The 25,430-nt window shown below is 69.0% G+C and carries 28 protein-coding genes; 13 read left to right on the plus strand and 15 right to left on the minus strand.

Translation table 11 applies throughout. The features are described 5' to 3' along the window. Positions 1–263: 263 nt before the first annotated feature. Positions 264–2,648, plus strand: coding sequence for a phosphoketolase family protein (locus OG707_RS37480; protein WP_329126338.1), 2,385 nt, complete (start codon positions 264–266; stop codon positions 2,646–2,648). Between the two features lie 302 nt (positions 2,649–2,950). Continuing rightward, positions 2,951–3,616 (plus strand): CBS domain-containing protein, encoded by a 666-nt coding sequence (locus tag OG707_RS37485; protein WP_329126339.1) that lies wholly within the window; start codon positions 2,951–2,953, stop codon positions 3,614–3,616. Between the two features lie 58 nt (positions 3,617–3,674). On the opposite strand, the gene OG707_RS37490 is transcribed toward OG707_RS37485, so the two are convergent. Continuing rightward, positions 3,675–4,526 (minus strand): slipin family protein, encoded by an 852-nt coding sequence (locus tag OG707_RS37490; RefSeq protein ID WP_329126340.1) that lies wholly within the window; start codon positions 4,524–4,526, stop codon positions 3,675–3,677. 299 nt (positions 4,527–4,825) lie between these two features. On the opposite strand from OG707_RS37490, the gene OG707_RS37495 reads away from it, so the two are divergent. Then, the gene (locus OG707_RS37495; RefSeq protein ID WP_329126341.1) at positions 4,826–5,299 is read left to right on the plus strand and encodes a universal stress protein; all 474 of its coding nucleotides are present in this window, start codon (positions 4,826–4,828) and stop codon (positions 5,297–5,299) included. A gap of 191 nt (positions 5,300–5,490) precedes the next feature. On the opposite strand, the gene OG707_RS37500 is transcribed toward OG707_RS37495, so the two are convergent. The 6 genes from OG707_RS37500 to OG707_RS37525 form a co-directional block, all read right to left on the minus strand. Beyond that, positions 5,491–6,462: a fumarylacetoacetate hydrolase family protein gene (locus OG707_RS37500; RefSeq protein ID WP_329126342.1), complete on the minus strand. Its 972-nt coding sequence runs from the start codon at positions 6,460–6,462 to the stop codon at positions 5,491–5,493. An 89-nt stretch (positions 6,463–6,551) separates the two neighbouring features. Next, positions 6,552–7,490 carry a VOC family protein gene (locus tag OG707_RS37505; protein ID WP_329126343.1) on the minus strand — a complete coding sequence of 313 codons (939 nt, stop codon included), beginning with the start codon at positions 7,488–7,490 and terminating at the stop codon, positions 6,552–6,554. 5 nt (positions 7,491–7,495) lie between these two features. Next, on the minus strand, positions 7,496–8,503 hold the full coding sequence (locus tag OG707_RS37510; RefSeq protein ID WP_329126344.1) for an amidohydrolase family protein: 1,008 nt from the start codon (positions 8,501–8,503) through the stop codon (positions 7,496–7,498). Then, positions 8,500–9,630 (minus strand): FAD-dependent oxidoreductase, encoded by a 1,131-nt coding sequence (locus OG707_RS37515; RefSeq protein ID WP_329126345.1) that lies wholly within the window; start codon positions 9,628–9,630, stop codon positions 8,500–8,502. The genes OG707_RS37510 and OG707_RS37515 overlap by 4 nt, the downstream gene beginning before the upstream one ends. Before the next feature lie 48 nt (positions 9,631–9,678). Next, positions 9,679–10,644, minus strand: a complete 966-nt coding sequence (locus OG707_RS37520) for a cyclase family protein (RefSeq protein ID WP_329126346.1) — start codon at positions 10,642–10,644, stop codon at positions 9,679–9,681. Next, the gene (locus OG707_RS37525; RefSeq protein ID WP_329126347.1) at positions 10,641–11,642 is read right to left on the minus strand and encodes a fumarylacetoacetate hydrolase family protein; all 1,002 of its coding nucleotides are present in this window, start codon (positions 11,640–11,642) and stop codon (positions 10,641–10,643) included. Before OG707_RS37525 ends, OG707_RS37520 begins: the two co-directional genes overlap by 4 nt. Positions 11,643–11,780: 138 nt before the next feature. On the opposite strand from OG707_RS37525, the gene OG707_RS37530 reads away from it, so the two are divergent. The 5 genes from OG707_RS37530 to OG707_RS37550 all read left to right on the plus strand — a co-directional run bounded on the left by OG707_RS37530 (position 11,781) and on the right by OG707_RS37550 (position 15,847). Continuing rightward, positions 11,781–12,698: a LysR family transcriptional regulator gene (locus tag OG707_RS37530; RefSeq protein ID WP_329126348.1), complete on the plus strand. Its 918-nt coding sequence runs from the start codon at positions 11,781–11,783 to the stop codon at positions 12,696–12,698. Between the two features lie 324 nt (positions 12,699–13,022). Continuing rightward, entirely contained in the window at positions 13,023–13,226 is a 204-nt protein-coding gene (locus OG707_RS37535; RefSeq protein WP_023586116.1) for a cold-shock protein, read from the plus strand. Positions 13,227–13,563: 337 nt separating this feature from the next. Then, a complete protein-coding gene (locus tag OG707_RS37540) occupies positions 13,564–15,042 on the plus strand; it encodes a DEAD/DEAH box helicase (protein ID WP_329126349.1) in 1,479 nt (492 codons plus the stop codon). A gap of 46 nt (positions 15,043–15,088) precedes the next feature. Further along, on the plus strand, positions 15,089–15,490 hold the full coding sequence (locus OG707_RS37545; RefSeq protein ID WP_329126350.1) for a CBS domain-containing protein: 402 nt from the start codon (positions 15,089–15,091) through the stop codon (positions 15,488–15,490). Between the two features lie 48 nt (positions 15,491–15,538). Beyond that, positions 15,539–15,847 carry an SCO5918 family protein gene (locus tag OG707_RS37550; RefSeq protein ID WP_329126351.1) on the plus strand — a complete coding sequence of 103 codons (309 nt, stop codon included), beginning with the start codon at positions 15,539–15,541 and terminating at the stop codon, positions 15,845–15,847. A gap of 106 nt (positions 15,848–15,953) precedes the next feature. Here the strand turns inward: OG707_RS37550 and OG707_RS37555 are convergent, their stop codons facing one another. Next, complete coding sequence (locus tag OG707_RS37555) at positions 15,954–16,313, minus strand: hypothetical protein (RefSeq protein ID WP_329126352.1); 360 nt, start codon at positions 16,311–16,313, stop codon at positions 15,954–15,956. Positions 16,314–16,479: 166 nt separating this feature from the next. On the opposite strand from OG707_RS37555, the gene OG707_RS37560 reads away from it, so the two are divergent. The 3 genes from OG707_RS37560 to OG707_RS37570 all read left to right on the plus strand — a co-directional run bounded on the left by OG707_RS37560 (position 16,480) and on the right by OG707_RS37570 (position 18,654). Beyond that, positions 16,480–16,638 carry a hypothetical protein gene (locus OG707_RS37560; protein WP_329126353.1) on the plus strand — a complete coding sequence of 53 codons (159 nt, stop codon included), beginning with the start codon at positions 16,480–16,482 and terminating at the stop codon, positions 16,636–16,638. 199 nt (positions 16,639–16,837) lie between these two features. Beyond that, positions 16,838–17,215 (plus strand): nuclear transport factor 2 family protein, encoded by a 378-nt coding sequence (locus OG707_RS37565; RefSeq protein WP_024757633.1) that lies wholly within the window; start codon positions 16,838–16,840, stop codon positions 17,213–17,215. Positions 17,216–18,315: 1,100 nt separating this feature from the next. Next, the gene (locus OG707_RS37570) at positions 18,316–18,654 is read left to right on the plus strand and encodes a helix-turn-helix domain-containing protein (RefSeq protein WP_329126354.1); all 339 of its coding nucleotides are present in this window, start codon (positions 18,316–18,318) and stop codon (positions 18,652–18,654) included. On the opposite strand, the gene OG707_RS37575 is transcribed toward OG707_RS37570, so the two are convergent. The 4 genes from OG707_RS37575 to OG707_RS37590 all read right to left on the minus strand — a co-directional run bounded on the left by OG707_RS37575 (position 18,646) and on the right by OG707_RS37590 (position 21,018). Beyond that, positions 18,646–19,053: a DUF3662 domain-containing protein gene (locus OG707_RS37575; RefSeq protein WP_329126355.1), complete on the minus strand. Its 408-nt coding sequence runs from the start codon at positions 19,051–19,053 to the stop codon at positions 18,646–18,648. The genes OG707_RS37570 and OG707_RS37575 overlap by 9 nt on opposite strands. 162 nt (positions 19,054–19,215) lie before the next feature. After that, positions 19,216–19,392, minus strand: coding sequence for a sigma factor-like helix-turn-helix DNA-binding protein (locus OG707_RS37580; protein ID WP_329128186.1), 177 nt, complete (start codon positions 19,390–19,392; stop codon positions 19,216–19,218). Positions 19,393–19,474: 82 nt separating this feature from the next. Continuing rightward, positions 19,475–19,882, minus strand: coding sequence for an ATP-binding protein (locus OG707_RS37585; protein WP_329126356.1), 408 nt, complete (start codon positions 19,880–19,882; stop codon positions 19,475–19,477). Positions 19,883–20,436: 554 nt separating this feature from the next. After that, positions 20,437–21,018, minus strand: coding sequence for a TetR/AcrR family transcriptional regulator (locus OG707_RS37590; protein WP_329126357.1), 582 nt, complete (start codon positions 21,016–21,018; stop codon positions 20,437–20,439). A gap of 115 nt (positions 21,019–21,133) precedes the next feature. Between OG707_RS37590 and OG707_RS37595 the strand changes: the two genes are divergently transcribed. Next, positions 21,134–21,826: an SDR family oxidoreductase gene (locus tag OG707_RS37595; RefSeq protein WP_329126358.1), complete on the plus strand. Its 693-nt coding sequence runs from the start codon at positions 21,134–21,136 to the stop codon at positions 21,824–21,826. 207 nt (positions 21,827–22,033) lie between these two features. Next, complete coding sequence (locus OG707_RS37600) at positions 22,034–23,038, plus strand: NADP-dependent oxidoreductase (RefSeq protein ID WP_329126359.1); 1,005 nt, start codon at positions 22,034–22,036, stop codon at positions 23,036–23,038. A 169-nt stretch (positions 23,039–23,207) separates the two neighbouring features. Here the strand turns inward: OG707_RS37600 and OG707_RS37605 are convergent, their stop codons facing one another. From OG707_RS37605 to OG707_RS37615, 3 genes are all read right to left on the minus strand, one after another. Beyond that, positions 23,208–23,552 (minus strand): STAS domain-containing protein, encoded by a 345-nt coding sequence (locus OG707_RS37605; RefSeq protein ID WP_329126360.1) that lies wholly within the window; start codon positions 23,550–23,552, stop codon positions 23,208–23,210. A 402-nt stretch (positions 23,553–23,954) separates the two neighbouring features. Beyond that, positions 23,955–24,692 carry an NADPH-dependent F420 reductase gene (locus tag OG707_RS37610; protein ID WP_329126361.1) on the minus strand — a complete coding sequence of 246 codons (738 nt, stop codon included), beginning with the start codon at positions 24,690–24,692 and terminating at the stop codon, positions 23,955–23,957. Positions 24,693–24,776: 84 nt separating this feature from the next. Beyond that, entirely contained in the window at positions 24,777–25,370 is a 594-nt protein-coding gene (locus tag OG707_RS37615) for a TetR/AcrR family transcriptional regulator (RefSeq protein WP_329126362.1), read from the minus strand. Positions 25,371–25,430 lie beyond the last annotated feature (60 nt).

Here is a 25,430-nt window from a genome sequence, read left to right on the forward strand (position 1 = left end):
GCGGAGTGCTCCGGTGCGACATCGCGGTGAAAGCGGCGCGGCCGGGGGCCAGGGCGGCATCACCCACGCTAGTCCCCGGATACGGCCTTGCACAGCGCCAGTCGGCCCGGGACAGGCATCAGGCCGGTCCGGGGACAGGGCCATCCGGCACCTGCTGCTTGCTCGGGCGTGGTCCTAGGCTGCGAAACGAGGCTCCGGCCCCAGACGGCCGGACCCCATGCCGGCGATGACGCCCGCTCGGCGGTCTATGCAGGGAGTGCGAGATGCCCGACATCCAGCAGGAATCGGCACGTTATCTTCGCGCGCAGGAACTGGCCGCGCTCGATGCGCACTGGAGGGCGGCGAACTACCTGGCGGTCGGCCAGATCTATCTGATGGCCAACCCGCTGCTCGACGAGGCGCTGCGCCCCGAGCACATCAAACCCCGGCTGCTGGGTCACTGGGGGACGTCGCCCGGGCTGAACCTCGTCCACACCCACCTCAACCGTGTGATCACAGACCGCGGCAAGGACATCCTGTGCATCTGGGGTCCCGGCCACGGAGGGCCCGCGGTACTCGCCAACTCCTGGATCGAGGGCACGTACTCCGAGACGTACCCGGACGTGAGCCGGGATGCAGACGGTATGGCTCGTCTCTTCCGGCAGTTCTCCTTCCCCGGCGGGGTGCCCAGCCATGTGGCCCCGGAGACGCCCGGTTCGATCCACGAGGGCGGCGAACTCGGCTACTCCCTCTCCCATGCCTACGGCGCCGCGTTCGACAACCCCGATCTGCTGGTCGCCTGCGTGATCGGCGACGGCGAGGCCGAGACGGGACCGCTGGCCGCTTCCTGGCACTCCAACAAGTTCCTCGACCCCGTCCGCGACGGAGCGGTCCTGCCGATCCTGCACCTCAACGGCTACAAGATCGCCAACCCGGCCGTGCTCGCCCGGCTCCCCGAGACCGAACTCGACGACTTCCTGCGCGGGTTGGGCCACGAACCGATCCATGTCGAGGGCGACGATCCGCTCCAGGTGCACGACGCGATGGCGCACGCCATGGACACGGCCCTGGACCTGATCGGCGCCATCCAGCGCGGCGCGCGCGAGGAGGGCGTCACCGAGCGGCGCCCCTGGCCGGTGATCGTGCTCCGTACGCCCAAGGGCTGGACCGGACCGGCCGAGGTGGACGGGATTGCGGTCGAGGGGACCTGGCGCGCCCATCAGGTCCCGCTGGCCGGCGTACGCGAAAACCCGGACCACCTGCGCCAGTTGGAGCAGTGGATGCGCTCCTACCGGCCGCGGGAGTTGTTCGACGACCGGGGCAGGCCGAGCGCCCAGGTCCTGGAGTGCGTGCCACAGGGCGTGCGGCGCCTCGGCGCGAGCGAGCACGCGAACGGTGGACTCCTGGTCCGTGCCCTGCCGCTCCCGCCGCTCGAACGCTACGCAGTGCAGGTCGACAAGCCCGGCACGACGATGCACGAACCCACCCGGGTACTGGGCGATCTCCTGGAAACCCTCATGGAGAACACCGCCGAGCGGCGCGACTTCCGCCTCTTCGGCCCGGACGAGACCGCCTCCAACCGCCTGCAATCCGTCTACCGCGCCACCGGAAAGGCGTGGCAGGCGCAGACCCTGCCGGTGGACGAGCACCTCGACCGGCACGGACGGGTCATGGAAATCCTCTCCGAACACACCTGCCAGGGCTGGCTGGAGGGCTACCTGCTCACCGGCCGGCACGGGATGTTCTCCTGCTACGAGGCGTTCGTCCACATCGTCGACTCCATGGTCAACCAGCACATCAAGTGGCTGCGCACCGCCCGCCGCCTGCCCTGGCGCCGTCCCGTCGCCTCCCTCAACTACCTCCTCACCTCGCACGTCTGGCGCCAGGACAACAACGGCTTCTCCCACCAGGACCCGGGCTTCATCGATCACGTCCTCAACAAATCCCCCGAAGTCGTCCGGGTCTACCTCCCCCCGGACGCCAACACGCTGCTCGCGGTGGCCGACCATGTCCTGCGCTCGCGCGACTACGTGAACGTCGTCGTCGCCGGCAAGCAGCCGTGCTTCGACTGGCTGACCCTGGAGGAGGCCCGCGGCCACTGCGCCCGCGGAGCCGGGATCTGGGACTGGGCAAGCACGGAAAACGGCGGCCGGGACCCGGACGTGGTTCTGGCGTGCGCCGGTGACGTTCCCACGCTGGAGGTACTGGCCGCGGCCCAGTTGCTGCGCCGCCACCTTCCCGAGCTGGCGGTGCGCGTGGTGAACGTGGTGGACCTCGCCCGCCTCCTCCCCACGGCGGAGCATCCGCACGGCATGCCCGATGCCGAGTACGACGCCTTGTTCACCCCGGACAAACCGGTCATTTTCGCGTACCACGGCTACCCGTGGCTGATCCACCGCCTCGCCTACCGGCGCTCCGGCCACGCCCATCTCCATGTCCGCGGCTACAAGGAGGAGGGCACCACGACGACGCCCTTCGACATGGTCGTACGCAATGACCTCGACCGGTACCGCCTGGCCATGGACGTCATCGACCGAGTCCCCGGCCTCGCCGAGCGAGCCGCCACGATCCGCCAGGAACTGTCGGACACCCGCCTGCGCCACCACGACTGGATCCGCGAACACGGCACCGACCTCCCAGAGGTCGCCGACTGGACCTGGACCGGCTGAACTCAACGCCAGGGAGAGGGGACTTCGAAGCGGGGCAGTCCCTCGGAGCAGACCGACGCCGGACTGTCCCATGCCCCGGCAGCCTGGAGGGAGTGCTCCGCGGCACCCTCGGGCGCCGTGCCGCACAGGGCACAAGGCCGCCCCTGAAGCTCCGGCCTTCTCCATGACACCTGACGTGCGGATTCTTATCTGAAACGAGGGACCTTTGTCCCCTGCCCCGGGGTTCGCGATCGGAGCGAAGGTGGGGGTGGCGGGGCCACTGTGCGCTTTGCCCGTGCTCCGCCCGGAAGGGGTCAATGACCATGCGACACCGCACTGTTGCCGACCTGATGACGCACGCCGTCATCAGCGTCCGCACCGACACCACCTTCAAGGACGTCGCCGCGAAACTGGCCGAGAACTCGATCGCCGCCGTGCCGGTCGTCGACGACCAGAACTGCCCCCTCGGCGTGGTCTCGGAGGCAGACCTGCTCCGCCGTGAAGCAGTCCAGCCCGATCCCGACGGCCACTCCGCCACGGCGGGCAGGCCGCACGATGGGGGAGGCGGGCAGGGCGAGACGGCGGGCGAGCTCATGTCCTCACCAGCCGTCTGCGCACAGCCGCAGTGGAATGTCGTCGAGGCGGCGCGGACCATGGACCGGCACCAGGTCAAACGTCTCCCCGTCGTCGACGAGACCGGGAAACTCGTCGGCATCGTCAGCCGAAGCGACCTCCTGCGAATCTTCCTTCGCCGTGACGCAGTGATCCGCGAGGAGATCACCTACGACGTCCTGCACCGAACCCTCGCCATCAGCCCGGAGACGCTGCATGTCGCGGTGTCCGACGGGATCGTGACACTCAGGGGCCGCATCGAGCAGCCCGCACTGCACTCCACCGTGCTGCGGCTGTGCCAGTCGGTCGACGGCGTCGTCGCCGTCCACGAACTGCCCGCCGATGCAGCCGCCACGCCTCCCGTACGGCACTCGTAAGCCCGCAACGACGTGCCCGGCCCCCTCCGTGGAGGGGGCCGGGCACGTCGTTGCGGGCTCAGACGTTCTCCCGTGCTCCGTTCGCCAGCGGGAGGATCTCCGGCTTGGCGACCTCGCCGGGCCGCTGTTTGGACGCGGCGGCCGCGGTCTCGCGGGCGAGGAAGGAGCCGAGCTCGCCGATCGTGCTCATCAGCGGGGCGGGGAAGACGACGGTGGTGTTCTTGTCGACGCCGATCTCCACCAGGCTCTGCAGATTGCGCAGTTGGAGCGCAAGCGGATGCTCCATCATGATGTCGGACGCTTCCCCGAGCGCCGCTGCGGCCAGTGATTCCCCCTGAGCGTTGATGATCTTTGCGCGCTTCTCGCGCTCGGCCTCAGCCTGGCGGGCCATCGCACGCTTCATGCTGTCGGGCAGCTGGATGTCCTTGAGTTCGACGAGGGTGACCTCCACGCCCCACTCGACGGTGGCGACGTCGAGGATCTCGCGGATGTCCAGGTTGATGCGGTCGGTCTCCGACAGCGTCTCGTCCAGCGTGTGCTGTCCGACGACCTTGCGCAGCGTGGTCTGCGCGATCTGGTTGATCGCGGCATGCACGTTCTCGATCGCGATGACCGATTTCACGGCGTCCACGACACGGAAGTACGCCACCGCCGACACATCGACGCTGACGTTGTCCCGGGTGATGATCCCCTGCGACTGGATGGGCATCGTGACGATCCGCAGCGAGACCCGGTGCAGGACATCGACGAACGGAACGATGAATCGCAGGCCGGGGGAGCGGGGACCCACCAGCCGGCCGAACCGGAACAGCACCCCCTTCTCGAACTGCTTGACGACCTTGATGGCCATGGCGAACGCCACGACGACCAGCAGGGCCACCACGACGATCAGGAAAATGAGCACGCCCATGTGCTGCTCCTCAGCTAGGGCACGAGGCCTCCGGCCCTGCGCACTCCAGCCGGAGCACGACGGGCACAGGAGCCGGACTGAACCCCTGTACCAAAGCGGACAGTGGAGACCCGCAGTGGCGGGCCCGGCCGGGCTCCGCAGTTCGTACCGTCCCCCGAGCATGGCCCGCTGCGCGCGGCGCGGGCAGGGGCCGATCGGGCCGTGAAGCCAGGGCCGGATGGCCCGGTCACGGCTTGGGCGCGGGTGCATAGCGTGAAGTCGGCTCCCCGTTCACAACCGATCGGCAGGAGAACAACGACATGGCTCAGCACAACGATTCGAAGCCCCGGCCCGTCGTCGTGGGCGTGGACGGCTCGACCTGCTCACAACAAGCGCTGCGGTGGGGCCTGGCCCAGGCCGGACTGACCGGCAGCACCATTGAAGCCGTTGCCGCGTGGCAGTACCCCGAGGTGTACGGATACACCTACGGGTGGGTGCCGTCGATGCCCGAGGGCGGTGTCTTCGCCAAAGCCGCCGAGCGGGCCCTGCAGGAAACCGTGGCCAACGTACGGGACCAGCTCGACCGACCCGCCGCAGTGACCCTCCGCGTGGCAGAGGGCCACCCCGTGAAAGTGCTGATGGACGCGGCCCGCAACGCGCAGGTCCTGGTCCTGGGCAGCCGTGGCCACGGCACCTTCACCGGCATCATGCTCGGCTCGGTCAGCCAGCACTGCGTGCAGCACGCACCCTGCCCTGTCGTCGTCATCCCCTCCACCGCGAGCGGCACGGTGTAGCGCCGATCTGTTGCTGACCGGGGGTCGGCATGGTGATGGCGTCCTGCTCGCCGCGGCCGGTATACGGCGCAACCCGGAGGCGGCCGGCCACTGAGGGACGCGACGAGCATTCCAGTGGGTCCCGCGATGCGAACAGGCATCGCGGGACCCGTGTCTCGTGCGTCGGGCGAGGCCCGTACGACTCCCTCAGTTCACGGCCGTTCCCGGGAGCGGCGCCGGCCGGAGGGCAGGGCGGTCGGGGCGGCGCCGGTGATCACGGTGTTGGAGACCGTGCCGATGCCTTCGACGGTGAGGGTGACGGTGTCGCCCGGCTTCAGCGGCGGTGGGGTCTGCTCGCCGCGAAGGCCCCACAGTTCGGCGAGGCAGCCGCCGTTGCCGCAGGTGCCGGAGCCCAGGACATCGCCGGGGACGACGCGTGTGCCGCGCGAGGCGTAGGCGGCCATCTCCTCGAAGGTCCAGCTCATGTTGGAGAGAAGGTCTTTGCCGATCGTTTCACCGTTGACCTCGGCGGTCAGCGCCAGGCGCAGGAAACCGTCGGTGTCGCGGTACCGCTCCAGTTCGTCCGCGGTGACGAGGTAGGGGCCGAGGGTGGTGGCGGTGTCCTTGCCCTTGCAGGGGCCGAGGCCGACCTTCATCTCGGCGGACTGGAGGTCCCGGGCGGACCAGTCGTTGAAGACGGTGTAGCCGATGATGTGGTCGCGGGCCTGCTCGGGCGTGAGGTCGCTGCCCTCGCGGCCGATGACAGCGGCGACTTCGAGTTCGTAGTCGAGGGCGGTCGAGCCCGGGGGCATGGGGATGTCGTCGTGCGCGCCGAATAGGGCGTGCGGGTTGGTGAAGTAGAAGGTGGGCGCGGCGTACCACTGCTCGGGCACTCCTGCGACGCCGTCCACGGCCTTGCGTACGCCTTCGACGTGTTCCTCGAAGGTGACGAAGTCCCGTACGGAGGACGGCTGGAGCGGGGGCAGCAGCCGGACCTGGGAGACGTGCGGTCCCGGTGGTACGTCGAGCGCGGATGCCCCGGCATCCAGGAGGGCGGGCAGACCGCCGCAGGTGTGGATCAGCTCGGTGAGAGATGTGGTGCCGGGCAGCGGGTAGAGGGTGCCGTCCGCCTCGACGACGGCGACGCGGGTGCGGTGCTGGTGTGCGTAGGTGGCGAATCGCATGGGGGCTCCTGGCGCGAACAGGGGCCGGGGGCGCGGAGGGCGGAGTCAGGGCATGGACAGGGCCGTCGCGCCCCCGGGACTCGGGGTGGTCAGACCGGCGGGGCGACGAACACGCCGCGGTCGGGGTCGTTGAAGGACTCCTTGGCGACGAGTTCGTTCATCGCGTTCGCCGTGCCCCACTGGTCGGTGACCTCGGGCTTGGAGAAGTCGTAGACGTGCGGATGCCAGGTGTCCTCGTCCAGGCACTCCAGCTCGGTGGTGTATTCCACGGTGTTGCCGTGCGGGTCGAGGAAGTACGTGAACGTGTTGTCGCCCGCCATGTGCCGGCCCGGCCCCCAGACCTTCTTGAAGCCGGCCCGCATCACCCGGCCGGAGCCGCGCATGTACTCGTCGATGCCGCGCATCTCGAAGGAGACATGGTGCAGTGCGGTGTGCGGGCCCTGTGCGATCGCCATCGAGTGGTGCTGGTTGGAGATCCGCATGAAGTGCATGACCTCGCCCATGTGCGGGGAGGAGAGCGTGTCGGACAGGGCGAAGCCGAGGTGGCGCTCGTACCACTGCCGGGTTCGGTTGAGATCGGGGGAGTTGAGGACGACGTGGGAGAGCTTGACCGGGATGGCCTCCTTCTCCTCGATCTTGCGGTGCTGTCGTACCTCGACGTCGGCGGAGACCTCGATGGTGCGGCCGTCGATGTCGAAGAAGCGGAAGCCGTAGCCGCCGCCAGGGGTGTCGACCTTGCCCGGACGTGATATCAACTGCACGTCTCCGGCGAGGAGTTGCTCGGCGAGGGTGTCGACGTCCTGCGGTGAGGCCGCTCCGTAGGAGACGAGGTCGAGGCGCTTCTCGCCGGCCTTCCGCAGCCGTATGACGTACTGCTCGGGGGAACCCTCGGCGGCGAGGAAGGAGATGCCGGAGTCCTCGGCGACCTTGGTCAGGCCCCAGACACCGGCGTAGAAGTCGAGCTGCTTGTCGTAGTCGGGCACGGCCAGGTCGACGTGCCGCAGGTGGGTGAGCAGACGTCCGTTCATGGTGGTCAGCCCTTCTGGAGGCGGAGGAGTGCGGCAGCGGTGCCGCCGCGGATGGCGTCGAAGTCGGCGGCCGGCAGGTGCGCGGAGCGCAGGGCGCCGAGTGGGTCGTCGGTGCCCATGTCGAAGGGGAAGTCGGAGCCGAGCAGCACCCGGTCTGCTCCGGCCACGCGCACCAACTCCCGCAGCACGTGCGGGTCGTGGACCAGTGAGTCGAAGTAGAGGTGCTTGAGGTAGCTGCTGGGCGGCTGGGTGCAGCCGGCGCCCGCGTCCGAGCGGGCTGCCCAGGCGTGGTCGGCGCGGCCGATGTGGGTGGGCAGGTAGCCGCCGCCGTGCGCCGCGATGATCTTCAGGTCGGGGTGGCGGTCCAGGACGCCGGAGAAGATGAGGTGGGAGAGGGCGACGGCGTTCTCGGTGGGCTGGCCGACGGAGTTGGACAGGTACCACTGGTCGAGGCGTTCGTCGAGGGTGCAGCCGAAGGGGTGCAGGAAGACGAGCGCTCCTGTCTCTTCGGCGCGCGACCAGAAGGGTTCGTAGGCCGGGTCGGACAGTTCGCGCCCCGGGGCGTGGCTGGAGATCTCCACCCCGGAGAGGCCGTGCTCAAGCGCGTGGTCGATCGCGCGCACCGCCTGTTGTGGATGTTGCAGGGGTACGAGGCCGAGGCCGCGCAGCCGGTCGGGGGCGGCCGAACAGTGCGCGGCGGTCGCCTCGTTGGCGAGCCGGTACACCTTCTCGGCCGTCTCCTCGTCGGCCCAGTAGTGGTAGTGCGAGGGGGAGGGGCTGACGAGTTGGACGTCCACGCCCGCGGCGTCCATCGCAGCGAGCCGGACGGCCGGATCGGTGAGGCGAGGAATGCGTTCGCCGATCATCGGGCCGTTGACCTTCAGGGCAGCCGGTCCGTTGCGGCGGGCGTCCAGGCCCTTCGCCTCGGCAAGGCCCGGCAGGCCGTCCACCAGCGCCTCGACCTCGGGCAGCAGGACGTGGGCGTGCACGTCGACGGTGGGCGGTGTCGTCACGGCAGTTCCCGCAGCATGGTCATGGTGCGGCCCATCAGCCCGGGTATGTCCGCGTCGCGGACTCCGTCGAGCTGCCACTGGCCGATCTGTACGGACGCTTCGACGACGGGACGCACGCGGTGGATCCGCCGTTCGTAGTACGCCTGGAACAGGGCGTCGTCCCAGGTGTCGGAGGCGGTCAGCATCTGGGCGAGGACCCAGGCGTCCTCCATCGACAGGGCCGCGCCTTGGGCGAGGGTGGGCGGGCAGCAGTGCGCGGCGTCGCCGACCAGGACGACGCGGCCGCGGTGCCAGGAGCCCTCGACCAGCATCCGGTCGAACCAGGTGTAGTTGACCTGCGTCGGGTCGGTGATGTGCCGGGTGATCTCGGGCCAGTGGCCGCCGTAGTGCTGTGCGAGGGCACGCATCTCGTCGGCGTAGGAGGCGGTGGGGATGGAGGCACGGTCGCGTTTGGCCTCGACGACGTACGCGTAGAGCGTGCTCTCGCTGGTCGGGCAGTAGCCGGCGATGTAGGCGGGGCCGCCGAAGGCGAGGTCCGTGCGGGTCAGGCCGGCCGGGCGTGGGGCGGCGATCCGCCAGATGGCCATGCCGGTGGGTTCCGGTCTGTCCATGATGCCGATGGCCGCGCGCGTCGTGGAGCCCAGGCCGTCGGCGGCGATCACCAGATTGTAGCGGCCCTGGCTACCGTCGTCGAAGGCGACGGTGACGCCAGTACCGTCTTGTTGCAGGGACTCCGCGCGAACACCCAGCCGTACGGTGGCACCGCTCGCGCGGACCGTGTCGATCAGAATGCGCTGGAGCTGTGGGCGCTGCATGCCGACGGTGGCCGGCAGGTCGTCGCCGCCGGTGCGCAGATCCTCGGCGACGTGCAGGACGGTGCCGTCGGGCGCGGTGATGCCGACCGCGCCGAAGCCGTAGCCGGACCTCTCCACCTTCTCCCACACGCCGAGCTCGCGCAGCACACGCAGGGCGTTGCCCTGGAGCGTGATGCCGGATCCTGCGGTGGCGTTCCAGTCGTCCTTGACTTCGATCAGGTCGACCGCGATCCCGGCGCGGCGCAGCAGGATCGTCGCGGCGTTGCCGGCCGCGCCGCCGCCGATGACGAGAACCGTGCTGGGTGTGCTCATGAGGGGAACTCCTTCGTTCCGCTGGTGACTTGGCAGGTTGGGGGCGTGCTACTTGACGGCGATCGGATTGACCGGGGAGCCGACGGCGCCGGTGATCGGCAGGGGAGCGGCGGTGAGCCAGAAGTCGTACGCACCGTCGCGTGCGCAGTCGGCGGCGAGCGCGTCCAGGTCCCACATCTCGCCGATGAGCAGGCCCATGTTGGGGATGGCGACCTGGTGCAGCGGCTGAAAGGCGTGCTCGAACTCGTTCGGGCGGACCTCGAAGCCCCAGGTGTCGGTGGCGATCGCGGCGATCTCGGTGCGGTGCAGCCAGCCGGCGGTGGTGAAGGAGAGGCCGGGGGCCGAGCCGCCTGCGTACTCGCCCCAGCCGTCGCGCCGGGCCCGCGCGAGCTGACCGGTGCGTACCACCACGATGTCGCCGCGCCCGATCCGCACCCCGTGGGCGTCGGCGGTCGCGCTCAGATGCTCCTCGGTGATCGCGAAACCGTCCGGCAACTCGCCGTCCTCGCCCACCACTTGACCCACGTCGAGAAGGACGCCGCGCCCGGCGACGTACGGGGCCATGTGCTCGATGCCGGTGACCAGGTCACCGTCGGAGGTGACGACCGTTTCGGCCGGGCGGCCGTTCCACGCCCTGCCGTGGTCGAAGATGTGGCCGAGCCCGTCCCACTGCGTCGAGCACTGCAGCGGCATGGCGATCACGTCGTCGGCGCCGCCGATCCCGTGCGGGAAGCCCTGGTTGCCGAGGGCGGCATCGGTGCCGGTGTCGAGCATCGTGTGCACGGGGTTGGTCCGGCGCCGCCAGCCCTTCTGTGGCCCGTCCATGTCGAAGCGCTGCGAGAGGGAGAAGCTGACGCCCCGCCGCACCAGCGCGGCGCCCTCGCGGCGCTTGGCCTCGTCGATGAAGTTGAGGGTGCCGATACGGTCGTCCTCGCCCCAACGCCCCCAGTTCGAGTACGCCTTGGCGGCCTCGGCGATCGCGCCTTCCGGGTCGGTCCGGTCCGGAGCCGTCACGACGCCACCTCAGCCACGCAGCGGGTGCGCTGTGCACCGAGCCCGGTGACAGAGCCGTCCATCACGTCTCCGTCGCGCAGCAGGCGCCCCCAGTGCATGCCGTTCCCGGCCGGGGAACCCGTCAACACGAGGTCGCCGGGGAGGAGTTGAGCGGACTGTGAGGCGTAGGACACCATCCGCGCCACGTTGAAGATCATGTCCTTGGTGGACTCGTCCTGCATGGTCTCGCCGTTCAGCTTCAGCACCAGGCGCAGGTCGCCGGGGCCGGCGATCGACTCGGCGGGCACGATCCACGGGCCGAGCGGGGTGAACCCCGGCGCGTTCTTGCTGCGCAGCCAGTCGGTGCCGATCTGCGGCATGTCCCGGCGGAAGACGGTCGCGCGGTCGGTGAGATCGTTGGCGATCGTGTACCCGGCGACGTACTCCAGCGCCGCGTCGATGGAGATCTGGTGCGCGGGGCGGCCGATCACGGCCGCCAACTCCAGTTCCCAGTCCGGCTTTTCGGCCCATTCGGGGAGTACGACGTCGTCGTAGGGTCCGGTGATCGCGCTCGGCAGGCCGATGAAGACGTACGGCAGGTCCTCCTGCGCCCGCCGGTCCATGATCTCCGCCGCCTCGGCGCGCCGTTCGTCCTCCGGCCGGTCGTCACCGGGCGCGCGGTGTGCCACATGCAGATCGATGACGTGCTGCCGGTAGTTGGCGCCGGACTGGAAGACCTGCCGCGGTTCGACGGGAGCGTGTACCCGGAACTGCGCCAGCGGGCTGCGTTCTACGGAATCGTCGTCGGCCAGCGACCGCAGGCGGGGCAGTACCGCCGGCCAGTCCTCCAGGAGGCGGCGGACGGTCAACTGCTCGTCGCCGAGGGCGTCGCGCAGGTCGACGACGCGCTCGTCGGCCGTGACCAGGGCGGGGAACGCCGGGCTGTCCGGGGCCGAGAGTGTCGCGAGGGCGAACGGGCCGGCGAAGGGCGCGGATGCGGGAGCGGGTTTCACGGACATGTCCTCCTGATTGCGGTGGGACTAATCTGGACCCGCCACCAACGATCAGGGAAATAGATTGCATGGATGGAAGCTATCCACTCGATGGATTTCTCCTGGTCAGCGCCGTACCGGCGCCGTACAGCAAGGGGGAAGAACGTGAATCTGGCCCGCCTGGACCTCAACCTCGTCGTGGCCCTGCGTGCCCTGCTGGAGGAGCGCAACGTCACCCGTGCCGGGCAGCGCGTCGGACTGAGCCAACCCGCCATGAGCGCCGCCCTCTCCCGGCTGCGCCGCCACTTCGACGACGACCTGCTCGCCCGCGTCGGTGGACACTACGAACTCACCGCCCTCGGGCAGGTTCTCCTCGACCGCACCTCCACCGCCTACGACGTCATCGAACGGCTCTTCTCCAGCCAGGCCACGTTCGACCCGGCACATGAGAGCCGCGAGTTCAAGCTGGTGGCTTCCGACTACGCCGTCGCCGTCTTCGGCGCCGAACTCGCCCGCGTTGTCCACGAGGAGGCCCCTGGCATTCGGCTGCGGTTCGCGCAGACGCCGCCCACCGTGGTGGACGACACCGCCACGCTGCTCAGCACCGTCGACGGACTGCTCATGCCGCACGGTGTCATCAGCGACTTCCCCGCCACCGATCTCTACGACGACCGCTGGGTCTTCGTGGTCGCCGACGACCATCCGACCATCTCGGACGGACTCACTCGACAAGACCTCGCGGAACTGCCCTGGGTCACCTACCAACGCACCTACGACGCGCCCGCCGTGCGCCAGCTCGGGATGCTTGGCGTCGAGCCGCGCGTGGAGGTGTCCGTCGACAGCTTCCAGCTGCTGCCGCAGCTGGTGGCCGGCACCCGGCGCATCGCCATGGTCCAGGCCCGGCTCGCCCGACTGCTCGCACCCATCGCCGCCGTCCGCGTCGTGGAACCTCCCTACGAGGCTGTGCCCCTGCAGGAGGCCCTGTGGTGGCACCCGGTCCACACGCACGACGCCGCTCATATCTGGCTGCGGGAGACCGCAGCGCGCGTCGGGTCGAGACTGCCCCCACCGCTCGGCGGATGAACCGGGACGTGCGACTCTTCGGAAACATTGCACTCCGGGTGAACCAATATCTGTGCCCGAGAGATCAAGGTTTGATGGAACGCGCAGTGAGAGTTTATGCCGTGGTGAGCGGAATGGAATTGCGCAACGCACGCAGGTCGTTGCAGCGTGCTACTGTCCATCTCAGTTGCAGTTGTGGTTCCCAAAGCTTCAAGTGCCCCCACCCGGTTTTTTCCGGTGGGAGCACTTTGTATTTCCGGTCATTTTCCGGGCGGGGTAATCATCGCGGCGACACGGTGTCCGCGCAGTGTGGGTTCCGATGTACTGCCCCAAAGGAGATATGACATGGCTGCTGGTACCGTGAAGTGGTTCAACGCGGAAAAGGGATTCGGCTTCATCGAGCAGGACGGTGGCGGCGCTGACGTGTTCGCCCACTACTCGAACATCGCCGCCCAGGGATTCCGCGAGCTGCTCGAAGGCCAGAAGGTGACCTTCGACATCGCGCAGGGCCAGAAGGGCCCGACGGCCGAGAACATCGTTCCGGCCTGACGCTGACTGTGTAGCTGGGGCCCGCATCCCTCGGGGTGCGGGCCCCAGCTACACGCATTTCCCGCGGTGCTTTCACCTGCGGGACGACGCGGAGGAATCCGCGGTCTCACCCCGTGCGGGTTCTCCCTCGGCAGTGCAGACGCATCCTGAAAGCAACTCCGCAGTCGACGCCCGGATATTACGTCCCTACTGCGTCACACATTTCGGCACCCGTGCCCGCATGGTTTTCTGTCGGCCAGATGTGCTTTGTTTTTTCTTCGGTCCATACTTGTAATTCTCCACGCGGCTCATTGCTGCGGGAATTCCTTGATATGTGCCGCATCGAGGAAGGTTCCGCATGAACCGCACACGCACGAACGACCGCTCTGCCCGCACCAGTAACGGCACTGCCAACGCAGGGAGGGGTGGCAGCCGCTTCGGTTCACAGGCGCCGCGCCGATCCGGCGGTTACGGCCGTCGGCCCGCCGCGGTGCAGGGTGAGTTCGCGCTCCCCAGGACGATCACCCCCGCGCTGCCCGCCGTTGAGGGCTTCGCCGATCTCGGCATGCCCTCGCAGTTGCTGGCCGAACTCGGCAGGCAGGGCGTGAGTGCACCGTTTCCCATCCAGGGCGCAACGCTGCCGAACTCGCTGGCGGGCCGTGACGTCCTGGGCCGCGGACGCACCGGCTCCGGGAAAACCCTCGCCTTCGGCCTCGCTCTGCTGGCCCGCACTGCTGGGCGGCGTGCTGAGCCCCGCCAGCCGCTGGGACTGATCCTCGTACCGACGCGTGAACTGGCCCAGCAGGTAACGGATGCGCTCACGCCGTACGCCCGCTCCGTCAAGCTGCGGCTGGCCACGGTGGTGGGCGGGATGCCGATCGGCCGCCAGGCCGGCGCGCTGCGAGGCGGGGCCGAGGTCATCGTCGCCACGCCCGGCAGGCTCAAGGACCTCATCGACCGCGGTGACTGCCGGCTGGACCAGGTGGGCATCACGGTCCTGGACGAGGCCGACCAGATGGCGGACATGGGCTTCATGCCGCAGGTCACCGCGCTGCTCGACCAGGTGCGCCCGGAGGGCCAGCGGATGCTGTTCTCCGCCACCTTGGACCGTAACGTCGACCTGCTCGTACGCCGCTACCTGACCGACCCCGTCGTGCACTCGGTCGACCCGTCGGCCGGTGCGGTCACCACGATGGAGCATCACGTCCTGCACGTCCACGGCGCCGACAAGCACGCCGCCACGACCGAGATCGCCGCTCGCGACGGCCGCGTGATCATGTTCCTGGACACCAAGCACGCCGTCGACCGGCTCACCCAGGACCTGCTCAACAGCGGGGTCCGAGCCGCCGCATTGCACGGTGGCAAGTCCCAGCCGCAACGCACCCGCACACTGGCGCAGTTCAAGACGGGCCACGTCAACGTGCTGGTGGCGACCAACGTCGCGGCGCGCGGCATCCACGTCGACAACCTCGACCTCGTCGTCAACGTAGACCCGCCCACCGACCACAAGGACTACCTCCACCGCGGTGGCCGTACCGCCCGCGCCGGCGAGTCCGGCAGCGTTGTCACCCTCGTCACACCCAGCCAGCGCCGGAGCATGGTCCGCCTCATGACGGACGCCGGAATCCGGCCGCAGACCACACAAGTCCGCTCGGGCGAGGAGGCGCTGAGCCGGATCACCGGCGCCCAGACCCCCTCCGGCATCCCGGTCGTCATCACCGCACCGGTAACCGAACGCCCCCAGCGCAGCGCCTCCTCGTCCCGAGGCCGACGCCGCCCCGCTTCGGCAACGCGGCGCGCACCCGCACGCCGGCCCGTCAGCGACGCGGCGGCCTAGAACCTTCGTGACCAGGAAGCTGACCCATCTCTGCAGGAGGCACCTTTTGACGCTGGTTCAGATGCGGCCCCGTACGGCGAGCGCCGGCCCCGCGCACAACACGGCCGAGACCAGGGTCGTGGGCGGACCGCAAGTCTGGGACGACATGAGCGTGGAAGTGGCGCTCGCCGTCATGACCGCCGCCCGCACGGGCCGGCTGGTCGTCTGCGACCAGGACGGCCGGCGCACCGGCCTGGTCACCCGGGCCGAACTGACCGCCGCTCGCGAGCACTCCGCCTACACGGACCATGTCCGCCTGCGCGACATCATCGGCGACCACGGGGCGCCCATCTCGCCCATGAGCGTCGCCCCCGATGCCGACCACTCGATGCGCTCCCGCCGGCTTGGCATCTTGCCGGCGATCGAGGGGCGAGGAAGCGGCCTTGGCGTCCCTTCCCTCTCCCACTGAGCCGCTCACCCAGGTCGGACCGTTCACTCCTTGTCTCTGTGAGGCCACATGCGTTGTGTCATCGCCCGCTTCCCCTTCGACCTCACCAAGAACGGCGTGCTGGAAGCGATGAAGGGCATCAAACCCGAACCGGGCAGCGGCGCATCGGTGATCATCGGCCGCCGCCTTTACCCGGTCAAGCAAGTCGGCCAGGTCATCACGCGCCAGGACCGCCGTGACTTCAGCGCCGCCGAAGTCCTTCGGGCCATGGCGCAACTCGGCTTCACCTGCCGCGACCTCCCCACTGCCGTACCTGTGCACAACCTCACCTCGCTCGAGCAGGCTTCCGCGATGCTCGGCGCTCCCGTACCCGCCTGAGCTGGGAAGCACGAACAGCGCGGCGACTGGACCGTCATGTGGGCCCGACCGGTAGATGCCGGTCGGGCCCACACTGCGCTCAACAGGGTTGGTGCCGAGTGGCTGCTCAGTGGTCGGAATAGCTGAAATCGCCCACGGTCCAGGTGCTGATGTCCTCGATCGCCACGCGGTACATCCCACCCGTCTCGGGAATCCCCACCGTGCCCTGCAGGATCCGGGCGACGTGGAAGTGCAGATGCGTAGGCGGCCCGTCCCTCTTCACGGGAGCATCGAAGACGGCGGAGAACTCTGCCAGGCGGTCCGAGTCCGTCAGCACCTCCGACACCCTCTGCCTCCACACCGCTTCGGGGGCAAGACGGCCGGTGATGACAGCACCACCGGTGACCACGGTCAGGGACATCTGGTTGCTCTGCTCGGATTCCACCAGGGCGGCGACGTCAACGAGCAACTCGTCAGGCTTCGACATGCGGAAGATTATATTCGCCGACCGGCCAGCTGCTGGGGCAGCGTGCTGCGGTGCTACCGGAGAAGTCGGGCGCTCACCGTCTTGCGGCCGACGGCCCGGCGGGTGACCCAGTGCCGCCGATCGTGCGGTGGTATTGCCGCCTGCTGTGACGGCGTGTGTGGAGGATGTGGGCGCGGATGGCCTGGGAGTCGGCCTGATCACCTCGGGCCGGATCAGGACCGTGGCCCATGCCGCTGACGAGCGCAGCTACCGGCTGGAGGACGCGCGGCTGATGGCGGGGAGGGCCCCGTGCACCCGTATCTGCATCGCCGGATCACCCGGCTAGTTGTTTCGCCCGTTCCCGAACGGCCTGCATCCGAGAGCGAGTTGACGGCTCGACCCGGTGCTGTGGCAGTGAGGTTCGGTCATTGGGGGAAGGGAACTTGCGGCCATGCGTGCCATGTTGGGCGTCCAGTGCTGTGACCGGGATGGTTCACCGTGATCGGAAGGACGAGCGCACGCGAAACGACTGATATTACTGGGGCATGCAGGAAGAGACGGCACGCTCCGCGATCGACACGTTCATTTCCGCGTTCAACGCCTCGGACGACAGCTATGTGACTGCGCTGCTCTCCCAAGCCCTGACCTCAGACGTGGTTTTCTGGGGACCGTTGGGCCGCAGTGAGGGGATCGAGGCGGTCGAGCGGTTCGTGCTGGACATCCGGCGCCACCCGGCGGGGACCGGCACGATGGTGCGCTGCTCAGCGGTGGACATGCCTGACGAGTGGGCCCGGTACCAGTGGGTCTTCACGACGCCTGATGGAGGCCCCCGCCTGGCGGGAACAGATGTCGTCCATCTGCGACGGAGTCTCATCGACCAGGTCATCGTCTTCGCGGGGGAGATCGAGCCGTCCGCCTCCTGAGTCATCCTTCTGTCGTTGTCCTTCTCCTGGACTTGCCCCTTCGGCGTTCGGGAGGAGGTTGAGGCGAGGCACGGCAAGATCGCGTCGGTGATGACGGCGGGCGCCGCATGGGCGGGTGGGGTGACTCCGAAACCGACTTTCTGGCCTGCGAGGCCGAGGCTCCCGGGCCGTACGGACACGTGCGCCTGCGTCTTTCCCGGCTTATGTCACGGGCCTGCGGGGAGGGGTCAAGGCCGCAGGCCCGCTGTCCCTCCGGCATGACCCGACGCCGGATGGCACTGATCGAGCCGCTCCGTCACGCTCCTGCCTGGCCGTCCGCCCCACCTCCCGCCCTCTTGGCTCGACGCGGCTGGATTACCTCTCTGTCGGACACGCGGAAACCTGTGTCGGCCGGAGTAGACATTGGGCGGTGGTGTGGTTATGGTTTCTCTCGTAGCCAAGAAGGACCGCAGGGCCTGGCAGACACGAACTGCCAGGCAGCAGTACACGCAGTAGATGAAGTTGGCAGTGCGGTGCGGTGGTGGAGTTTCGAAGCCAGGGTTGTTGCAGGACGGCGACGGGGCTGACGACCGGACCGGGTGGCCCGCAGTGATCAGGGGCCGCCGCGAGCAGTACCGCAGTACCGCAAGTGCATTACCCGGCAGTGAAGTTGAGTGAGCAGCACCTCGGTGAAGGCGTCGGCTGCGGGCGCGCGCACCGGGAAGTTCGGCAGTGGGGTTCTAAGCCAGAGCGGATGCAGGAGCGGCGACGGGGCTGGCTGCCGGAGCGTGGCGCTTTCTCAGGTCACCAGCAGTTCGCATCACCAGCAGTGCGCAGTACCCCTTCGGTAAATGTTGATCAAGAGGGAAGAACGGAGGAGTTGAGCGCCATCAGGATCGCCCGGGCGGAATCGCTGAGCCCGGGTACCGCAGGACATCGATAGTGAGGTGGTCTCCGGTCAAGCAACCGCGATCCCCGCAGTTCCCGCCCTCTCCCGGGTGGGCATGCGGATACAGAAGGCCGGTGCAGTACGAGGGCCGGCAGATGGTGTAGCAGTTCCTTCGGGGCCTTGGTGCCATATGGCACCAAGGCCCCTCCACGCGTTCCACAGAGAGGTGCAAATGACAGCAGACGATTCGTTCGGCCGTCTCGATGACGACGATTACCCCGCCTACACCATGGGCCGGGCCGCCGAGATGATCGGCGCCACCCAGGGCTTCCTCCGCGCCATCGGCGAAGCCCGCCTCATCACCCCGCTCCGCTCCGAGGGCGGCCACCGCCGCTACTCCCGCTACCAGTTGCGCATCGCTGCCCGCGCCCGGGAACTCGTGGACCAGGGCACGCCTATCGAGGCCGCCTGCCGGATCGTCATCCTCGAGGACCAGCTCGAGGAAGCACGGCGTATCAACGCCGAACATCACCGCACCGCCGAAGCGGCAAAACCCACGACCTCAACCTGAAACGGCCCGGACCCGCGGCTCACCTTGTGCGGGTGCGATGCGGCTTCGTACGCGGAAGCGGCCGACGTCGGCGCCGTGGGCTGCGGCGAGACGCACTGCCACGGGTCCGGCGAAGGTGTACCCCTGCTCTGCCGCGTAGCGGCGCACCCCTCGCGCGAGTTGGATCACCACTTGGCTTTCGCTCGGCCCGAGTTGGCTGTGCGTTTCGGCAGGAAGCTCGACGACGAAGGCATTGGGCACCACAGTGCGCCGGCGGTCCAGGATCAGGGCGCGGTCATCGCATTGCCGACGGAGCGCGTCCGCCACTTCCGCTTGTTTCCGTACGGGCGGCATCATCAGCGCCCACAGGGCATCGGTCCAACGCTCCATGGCGCATTCCAGGGTGGTGAGCATCTTCATCAGCGTCCCCTTCCCGCCATGGAGGCTCGGACGCGCGCCCATACGAGTGTCGCCGGGGCCGGGTGATGCGGGTCGAGGGGAGCGCTCTGTACGTTGCGGCTGAGGCGGTTCAGGACTGGGCTGGGGTGCTGTCCTCCGTTGACGTTCCGGTGCGGAGCTTGGTCACGGCATGGAGAGGAGCCGGGAGATCTGCATCCGAGAGACGCCGAGTTCCTCGCCGATCTGACTCTGGGGCATCTCTCGGTCGAAGCGCGTGGGGGTGGGCCGGCCCGAAGGGGGAACTCGGCCAGCCGCGCCGGCTCCGGCCGGTGGGTGGAGCCGTCGGCCGACGGACCCCATGGCGGAGCGATGCCGCACACAGGCTCTCTGGCTGTCACCGCCGTACCCGCTGCGTGCCGCCCCGTGTGGCCGCCCGGCCGCGTCAGCGGGTGAGGACGGCGCGTACGTTCTTTCCGCCTTGGGGGCAGCGGCTGATCGTAACCGTACGTGCGAGGAAGCGGACCAGGGGCCAGCCGAATCCGCCCCTGGCCCCGGTGAGGTCCGGCGAGCGCTCGCGCGGCGTGGCGCGGCTGGGGTCGCGCACGGTGATCTCCAGCGTGGTGCGGTCCGCGGCCAGTCGCAGAGCGGTGAGCCCTCCCGCGTGCCGCAGTGCGTTCGTGACCAGCTCGGAGACCACCAGAACGGCGTTGTCCAGGCACTCGGGCGTGGGGGCGGGTGACAGCTCGGCGAAGAACTCACGCATGTCCTCGCGCGCCTGGGTCGCCGTGGCTGGGTGGGTCGTCCGCTGCACGCGGTCGGTTCGCCGTTCCATGACATAGAGCTGACCCATGTGCTGAACTCCCGTCGAGGACAAGTTCTGGTCTCGTGAACCGTACTTCTGCCCCGTCGGCCGGGGTCTAACTCCGCCATACGGCACCCGTGCGGGGGTCACCAATGGCATGGGCGAGGGCATCCAGGCAGCCAGCTTGTTGTCGGCCGCAGCAGTCCCGCGCGCTGTCCTGCGCGAACTGGCCGAACATCGGGGCGACAGTGCAACCGACGACGAACTGGTCGTCTGCCTCGGCTGGTTCTGCCCCAGGTGTCCCACCACGCGCTGAGCACCACGCTTACCTGCTGCCGCACCATTCCCCCTGCCGTTCTTGTCCTGAGGAAACGAGACGGGGAGCGTTTCCGTGAGCCGTAACCCGTCTCGACACGCGTTTGCGGACCAGACGTCCTCGATGGCCTCGCCAAGAGCCTGGCCGCTCCCAGAACGGCCCCTGACGCGTATCGGGCCCGGTACTGATTTCTCAGTGCCGGGCCTGATCTACTGTTTTGACTGTCGGGGTGGGCCACAAGGGTGGCGACGCCCCCATCGGCAGCGCTACGGCCGGCGGGGCGCGGTCAGCCGGCTTCCGTCAGGGCCGCGTGCGCGGCGGCGAGGATCTCCTCGGAGAGCGGGGAGCCCTTGGTGGCCCGGGACAGGACCAGCGCGCCGAACAAAGTGCACAGCCGGGCGGTACCGTCCCCGCCCGCGTCCCCTTCCTCGTCCCCGACGGAGGCGAGGAACGCGGCGAAGTCGACCACGCCCTGCGTGTAGACGCGGCGGGCCTCGCGATCCTCACCCCCGCGTGCGACGTCGACGGCGAGGGCTGCGACCGGGCAGCCGTCCGCCGCGTCGTCACGGTGTTCGACGGAGAGGTAGGCGTCGATCAGGGTCCGCTGAGCGGCATCCCGCCGCCCGTCGTACCGCTGGAGCTCGACCGCGTAGCGCCGAGCGCGCTCATCGAAGGCATGGGCCGTGGCTTCGTCGACGAGCGCCTCCTTGGAGGCGAACTGTTTGTAGAAGCCGCCGTGGGTCAGACCGGCCGCCTTCATCAGGTCGGCGACGCTGACGTGGGTGCCCTGCTCCCGGAACAGCCGCGATGCCGTATCCACCACCCGCCTTCGGTTCTCCTCCGCCTGTGCCTGCGATACGCGGCTCATGACCACCTCCCGTTTGGATGTCGACTGGCATCTATCATAGGCCCGTGTTTAGATTGGAGTCGTAATCTAACGTGTTGCGGGCGGCCGACGGCACCCGCCAGGACCAGGAGCAGGCATGGAACTCAAGAACGCGGTCGCGGTCGTCACCGGAGCCAATCGGGGACTCGGAAGGCACCTGGCCGCCCAGCTCGTCGAGCGCGGCGCGAAGGTCTATGCGGCGGCCCGCCGCCCCGAGACGGTCGACCTGCCGGGCGTCACCCCGCTGCGCCTCGACGTGACGGACCCGGAGTCGATACGGGAGGCCGCCCGCATCGCCTCCGATGCGACGCTGCTGATCAACAACGCGGGCATCTCCACCGGCGCAACGCTGATCGGCGGCGACCTGGACGAGGTACGTCGCGAGATGGAGACCAACTTCTTCGGCCCGCTTGCCGCCACCCGGGCCTTCGCCCCCGTCATCGAGAGCAACGGCGGCGGCTCCGTACTCAACGTCCTGTCCGCCCTGTCCTGGTTCCACCCGGCCGGCCTCGGCTCCTACGCGGCCTCCAAGGCCGCCGCCTGGGCGTTGAGCGACGCGACCCGTGAGGAGCTGGCACCGCGCGGCATCGCCGTCTCGGCGCTGCACGTCGGCTACATGGACACCGACATGGCCGCCGGCGTGCCCGCCGAACAGAAGGTCGCCGCCGCCGACGTCGCAGCCCAGGCCCTGCACGGCATCGAGACCGGCCTGCCCGAGATCCTCGCCGACGAGACCAGCCGGTACGTCAAGCAGAGCCTGTCCGGGGCACCCCAGCCGAACGCGGGCTGACGCTCACCTCTCTCCACCCCAGCGCGACCCTGCAGGGAGGCGCGGCCGACCGGATCGTGCCAGTGGCCTGATCGCCGGACGCGGACGAGGGTGCAGTGCGCCCGCGCCGCACCCAGAAGAACAACACAAACTAGCTCGTACTGGGAGAAGCCCGGGGTGAGCGGAGACCTCGTCCTTCCACGGACGGGACATGGAACGGAGACGACGATGAGGGCTTTCCTGGTCGAGAAGTACGGTGACGCGACCACCATGCGCGCCGCCGAGGTACCCGACCCGCAGGTGGGGCCCGACGACGTCCTGGTCAAGATCCACGCGGCGGGCGTCAACCCGCTGGACATCAGGATCCGCAATGGCGACTTCAAGGCGTTCATGCCCTACCGTCTCCCGCTCGTCCTGGGCAACGACCTCGCCGGTACGGTCGCCCAAGTCGGAGCGTCCGTCACCCGCTTCGCGGTCGGCGACGATGTCTACGCCCGGCCCGACAAGGACCGCATCGGCACCTTCGCCGAACTCGTCTCTGTCCACCAGGACGACCTGGCACTCAAACCGGCCACGCTCACCATGCCCGAGGCCGCCTCCCTTCCCCTGGTCGCCCTGACCGCGTGGCAGGCCCTGGCCGAGCGGGCCCACGTACAGTCGGGCCAGAAAGTCCTCATCCATGCGGGTGCCGGCGGCCTCGGTTCCATCGCCGTCCAGCTGGCCAAGGCGCTGGGCGCGCACGTGGCCACCACCGTGAGCACCGCCAAGGTCGACCTGGTCAGGGACCTCGGCGCGGACGAGGTCATCGACTACCGCACCCAGGACTTCGAGGAGCTCCTCGACGGGTACGACGTCGTCCTCGACAGCCTCGGCGGCGACAATCTCGCCAAATCCCTGCGTGTACTCAAGCCCAGCGGCATCGCCATCAGCGTCGCGGGCCCGCCCGACCCGGCCTTCGCCCGCGAACTCGGCGCGAACCCGGTTCTTCGCCTGGCCATGACCGCGCTCAGTGCCAGGACCCGGCGTCAGGCCAAGCGCCTCGGCGTGACGTACTCCTTCCTGTTCATGAAGGCCAGCGGCGTCCAGCTGCGCGAACTCACCCCCCTCATCGACACCGGGAAGATCCGCCCCCTCGTCGATCGCGTCTTCCCGTTCGACGAGACCCTCCAGGCCATGGAGTACGTCGAGAAGGGCCGGGCGAAGGCCGGCAAGGTCGTCGTCTCGATGGCGTAGGGCGGGCGCGCCGGCATAGACCCGCTCCGCCAGATCACCTCCCGCGTCGAGCGAGGCGTGGTGCGCCCAGTCGTGGGCAAGGCGCCCGGCTTTGGTCTGACCTCGTGCCCTCGGCCCCTGCCCGCCCCTTGAGCAGGACCCCTTCCCACGGCACTCCTTCCCTGCCTGATCAAGCTGCTGCAGGGAGGCCCTCGAGGACATCGAAGTCGAGTCCCAGCGCAGGATGATGCAAGATCCACAGGGTGAGGGGGTGCGTGCAGATCAAACGAAGGCGCCCGTCGTGCGCCGAAGCGGCATTGCGGGCAACCGCGAGGACCGCGAGGCCCGTTCCGTCGATGAAGGCGACCTGCCTCAGGTCGACCAGAACATCCGGCCGAACGCACGCGGTCAGTGGCGCCAGAAGGGCGCCGAGCGCCGGCGCCGTCAGCAGATCAATCTCGCCGTGCAGCGTGGCGACGACACCGGGTCCACGACTTTGGGTGTCGAGTAGTGATGTGCGCGGAGGGTTGGGCATGACGCCCTCGATCCCTGGAGAGGTGCACGAATGGGTGGGACGTGAAAGCCCTCACCAGGGACCGGGGCCCGAGCCAACCACCCGAAGCTACGCCGCCATGCACTGAAGCGAAGTGGCTTGTGGGATCTCAGACTCGAACGAGTGACGAGCCATGCGTATCCCCGCTCCGGAGCAGCCATGGGGGAGCCAACGTGCCCCCGGAGGACTCGACCGCGGCCAGGCCGCAACGGGCCGGGCCATCGACCGGCTCGGCACCGCCGGCGAGATCTCCTGCCCTGTTGGCGACAGAAGATGGCTGCTGGCCGTCCATGTCCACCGCCGTGGCGGTGGCTGAGCGGCGCAGAGGGAAGCGGCAGGGGTAGGACATTGCGTGACTGCCCGGTGGCCTCGCCAGGGCGTGGTTCAGCGGTGGGCTGCGCGATTCATCTCGACGACGTCGTCGACGGTGGGGTTGGCCGGGAGGGCGGCGAAGCGTTGCGGGAGGCTGTCGCGGATGGCTGTGTCCTTGTCGCGGTCGGCTGCTGCCAGGGCCGCGGGCAGCTCGTCGATGGTCAACTCGGTGCAGTAGGCGGGGCCGTTGGGCTGCTGGCGCCAGGATTCGGCCAGTGCGCCGGCGTCGTAGGGGTTGAAGCCGGTGTCGTCCACCAGGCTCATGGCCACCTTCCGCGCCGCGTCGGAGTCACCGGCGACGGGGATGGCGATCCGGCCGGGGGTTCCCGCCGGGACGCCCTTCGTGCGCTGGGTTTCGGCCAGTGCGGCGTTCCATGCCTTGACGACGGGGCGGCCGAGCAGCTCGGCGGTGTACACGCTCTCGACCTGGCCGTTGTCCACCGCCTCGATCGGCTCGCTGAGCATGCCCGGGTAGTAGTTCGAGGTGTCGATGACCACGGTCTCGTCGGGCACCGATGCGAACAGGTCTGACAGCTGGCCCGCCACGCCGAACGGGATCGAGAGGACGATCACGTCCCTGCCCTGGACCGAGTCCTCAAGGGCCACCGCGCGGGCTCCGGACTCCAGCACCTCGGCCGCCACGGTCTCGGGGCCACGGGCGTTGGCCACCAGGACCTCGTGACCGGCCGTGCTGAGCTTGGAGGCGAGGTTCCCGCCGATGGCACCGGCGCCTATGACCGTTATTTTCATGATGTGTCCTTTGCTGGGTTGTGCTGCGCCACCTGTGAAGGTGGCGCCATGTGATGGCTGCGGCCGGACCGGATCGTGCGGCGGTTACGCCTGGGCGTTGTGTTCGCGGTAGCCGCTCGCGAGGAGCGTGCGGAGCCGGCCGAGCGACTCCTCGTCGGTGCCGGTGCCCTTGATCCAGGCAACGGAACAGGCCGCGAGGAACAGGTCGTACCCCTGCACCGATGCCCGCACGTGCCCGGCGCGCTGCGCCGCTCGCACGTATTGGTCGGTGGCGGTGATGAGGGTGTCGCAGGGAATCGTGAGTGGGCTGTCCGGATCCTGCGCCCGGGTCGCGGCCATGAGCGGTTCCGGAAGGCCGCTGTAGGCGCTGAGGTACTCCTCCATTGCCCGCAGCCACTGTTCCAACGCCTCGGCCGGGTCGCCGAGTTGCTCGATGTCCGCCTGGCGGGCGACGAGTTCCTCGGAGCGGGTCTGCAGCACGGCCGCGAGCAGTGCTTCCCGGGTGGGGAAGTGCCGGTACAGGGTGCCGGGCCCGACTCCCGCCTCCTTGGCCACCGCCTCCAGGGAGGTGCCGACCCCGTGCCGCAGGAAGTGGCGCTGCGCGGTCTCGAGGAGAGTCGCGCGGTTGCGCTGGACGTCCGCACGGGGCTTGCGCCCCTGGTGTCCGCCGGCGGCCATGCGTCCTCCTGCTCTCCGGTGAGTACGGGCACGCATCAAAACGGATGCTGCCTCCGTATG

The organism is Streptomyces sp. NBC_01465 (assembly GCF_036227325.1).
Taxonomy (GTDB): Bacteria; Actinomycetota; Actinomycetes; order Streptomycetales; family Streptomycetaceae; genus Streptomyces.